The organism is Streptomyces tricolor (assembly GCF_002155905.1).
GTDB classification, from domain to species: Bacteria; Actinomycetota; Actinomycetes; order Streptomycetales; family Streptomycetaceae; genus Streptomyces; species Streptomyces tricolor.
The window spans coordinates 1-3707 of sequence record NZ_MUMF01000347.1; the positions used below are offsets into that span (position 1 = coordinate 1).

The following is a 3707-nucleotide window of genomic DNA, read 5'->3' on the forward strand; positions in this document are numbered from 1 at the left end:
AGCCGGTTGCGCAGTTCCACGGCCGCCAGCGAGTCGAAGCCGAGTTCCCGGAAGGCCAGGGTGCGGCCGACGTCCTGGGCGGAGCGGTAGCCGAGGATGGTGGCGACGTGGCTCTGCACGAGGTCGGTGAGGAACGGTTCGCGCTCCGCCTCCAGCAGCCCGGCGAGCCGGTCCTTGAGGGCGTCGGCGCCGCCGGTCGCCGCCTGCCCCGTGGCCGCGCCGGCCCGGCGTACCGGCACCAGGGCGCGGAACAGCGGGGCCAGGCCGTCGCCCTGGGCGCGCAGCGCGGCCATGTCCAGTTTGACGGGCAGGACGGCGGGCTCGGTGCCGCGCACAGCGGCGTCGAAGAGGGCGACGCCCTCCTCCGTCTCCAGCGGGGCGACCCCGCCGCGGGCGATGCGGGTGAGGTCGGACTCGTCCAGGGTGCCGGTCATGCCGCCGGCCTGCGCCCACAGACCCCAGGCCAGGGAGTGCGCGGGCAGTCCGAGGGCGCGGCGGTGCACGGCGAGCGCGTCGAGGTAGGCGTTGGCGGCGGCGTAGTTGGCCTGGCCCGGCGAGCCGAGGGTGGCGGCGGACGAGGAGAACAGCACGAACGCCGACAGGTCGCGGTCCGCGGTGAGTTCGTGCAGGTTCCAGGCGGCGTCGGCCTTCGGCCGGAAGACCGCGTCGATCCGCTCCGGGGTCAGGGAGGTGAGTACGCCGTCGGCGAGGACGCCGGCCGCGTGGATCACGGCGGTGAGCGGCCGGTCGGCCGGTACGGCGTCCAGTACGGCGGCGAGCGCGGCCCGGTCGGCGGCGTCGCAGGCGGCGCTCGTCACCTCGGCGCCCAGCGCGGTGAGTTCGGCGACGAGGTCGTCCGGGGCACCGCCGCGGCTGAGCAGCAGCAGGTGGTGGACCTGGTGCTCGGCGACCAGGTGCCGGGCGAGGATCCGGCCGAGCGCGCCGGTGGCGCCGGTGAGCAGGACGGTACCGGTGCCGAGGCCGACGCCGGTCCCCGTGCCCGGCCCCCCGCCCGGGCCGCCGGTCCCGGCGACGGCGGGGGCCGCGGCATGTTCGCCGGCGGTCCGGGCGGGGCCGTCAGCCGCCGGGACGGGGCCGTCGGTGGCCGGTATGGGGCCCTCCTCAGGCAGCGCGGGCCCGTCGGCGGCCGGCATGGAGGCGTCGGCAGCCGGCGCCACCCCGTCAGCGGCCATCGTGCCGTCAGCGGCCGGCGCAGGCCCACCGGCGGCCGGTGTCAAGCCGTCAACAGCCGACGCCGGTCCATCAGCGGCCGGTGTGAGGCCGTCAGCGGCCGGCGCGGGCCCCTCGGCGGCGGGGCCCTCCATGGGCATCCGGGTCAGCCGCGGTGCCAGCCAGGTGTCGTCGCGGAAGGTCAGGTGGGGCTCGCCCAGGGTCGTCGCCTCGGCGAGGCGTGCGGCGGCCGGCTCCTGGTCGGCCTCGATCAGCACGATCCGGCCGGGATTCTCCGACTGGGCCGAGCGGATCAGACCGCCGACGGCGGCGCCCGCCGGGTCGGTGCCGGTGACGACGACGAGCGTGGTGTCGGCGAGGCGGTCGTCGGCCAGCCGCGCGCGCAGGTCCTCCAGGACCGTGCCGACGGCCGCCCGGCTCTCGGCGGCGCTCACTCCGGCCGGAGCCCGCACCACCTCCACCGCGGACGCGGTCGAGGGCGCCGCCACCGGCAGGGCCGGCACCCGGTCGACCCGGTACAGGGCGCCCGCGCGGGCCGAGCGGGCCGCGGCGGCCAGGGCCTCGGTCCGCAGGGGCCGCAGGGTGAGCGAGTCGACGGTGGCGACGGGTGCGCCGGCGGGGTCGGCGAGCGTGAGGGAGACGGTGCCCTCGCCGGTGGGCCGGACGCGGACGCGCAGCGCGGTCGCGCCGGTGGCGTACAGCCGTACCCCGGACCAGGCGAACGGCAGCAGCGCCTCGTCGGCGGCGGCGTCGGTGAGGCCGACGGTGTGCAGGGCGGCGTCCGACAGCGCCGGGTGCAGGGCGAAGCCGTCCGGCGCGGCGTCGGTGGCGACCTCCGCGTACAGGCCGTCGGCCGTGCGCCACGCGGCCCGCAGGCCCTGGAAGAGCGGTCCGTAGCCGAGGCCGAGGGCGGCGAGTTCGTCGTACAGGCCGTCGAGCGGGACGGGTTCGGCGCCCTGCGGGGGCCACGCGGTGAGCGGGTCGGCGGTCGCCGGGAGGGTGCCGGTCGGGGCGAGCAGGCCGTCGGCGTGCCGGGTCCACGGCAGGTCCTCGTCGGGGCTCTCCGGGCGCGACCAGACGGTGACCGGGCGGGTCGCGCCCTCGGGCGGGCCGACGGTGACCTGGAGCTGGACGGCGCCGTGCTCGGGCAGCACCAGCGGTGCGTGCAGGGTGAGTTCGGCGATGTCGCCGCAGCCGACCTGGTCGCCGGCGCGCAGCGCGAGTTCCAGGTGCCCGGTGCCGGGGAAGAGCAGCCGGCCGCCGACCCGGTGGTCGGCGAGCCAGGGCTGGGTGCCCGGGGAGAGCCGGCCGGTGAGGACGGCGCCCTCGCTGTCGGCCCGCACCATCGCGGCGCCGAGCAGGGCGTGGTCGGTGGGGGCGAGACCGGCGGAGGTGACGTCGGCGCCGGTCGCGGTGCTGTCGAGCCAGTACCACTCGCGCTGGAAGGCGTAGCCGGGCAGCGGGACGCGGCGCGGCCGGCGGCCCTCGGCGACGGCGGTCCAGTCGACGGCGGCGCCGTGCATGAACGCCTCGCCGAGGGCGGTCAGCATCCGGTCCCGGCCGCCCTCGTCGCGGCGCAGCGAGCCCACGGCGGCCACGGCGTCGTCGGTCTCCTGGATGCCGACGGTCAGCACCGGGTGCGGGCTGGACTCGATGAACAGGTGGTGCCCGTCGGCGACGGCGGCGCGGACCGCCTGCTCGAACAGGACGGTGCCGCGCAGGTTGGTGTACCAGTACCCGGCGTCCAGTTCGGTGGTGTCGAGCGGGCCGCCGGTCACGGTCGAGTAGAACGGCACCTGGGTGGCGCGCGGTGCGATGCCGTCGAGGACGTCGGCGAGGCGTTCGCGCAGGGTCTCGACGTGGGCGCTGTGGGAGGCGTAGTCCACGGGCAGCCGCTTGGCGCGGACCTTCTCCTCCCTGAGCTGGGTGAGGAGTTCGTCCAGCGCGTCGGGGTCGCCGGACACCACCGTCGAGGCGGTGCCGTTGACGGCGGCGACCGACAGCCGGCCGTCCCAGGCGGTGAGCCGGGCACGGACGGCGTCGGCGCCCTCGCCGACGGACATCATGCCGCCGGAGCCGGACAGCAGTTCGGCGATGGCGCGGGAGCGCAGGGCGACGACGCGGGCGCCGTCCTCCAGGGACAGCGCGCCGACGGCGCAGGCAGCGGCGATCTCGCCCTGGGAGTGGCCGATGACGGCGGCCGGGGTGACACCGTACGCGCTCCAGGTGTGCGCCAGGGACACCATGACGGCCCACAGCAGCGGCTGGACGACGTCCACGCGGTCGAGGTCGCCGCGCAGCTCGGTGGCGACGTCCCAGTCGGTGTACGGCGCGAGGGCGGCGGCGCACTCGGCCATGCGGGCGGCGAACACCGGTGAGCTTTCGAGGAGTTCGGTGGCCATGCCGGGCCACTGGGAGCCCTGGCCGGGGAAGACGAACACGGGCCGGGCGCGGCCGGGCGCGGTGCCTTCGGCGAGGTTGCGGGCGGTGCCGCCGTCGGCCAGCGCGGCGAGGGC

The 3707-nt window shown here is 77.5% G+C and carries 1 protein-coding gene; it reads right to left on the minus strand.

Annotated elements, in window-relative coordinates:
- Positions 1 to 3707, minus strand: a 3707-nt coding sequence (locus tag CCN44_RS47430; protein ID WP_143649936.1) for a type I polyketide synthase, incomplete at both ends; no start/stop codon positions are given.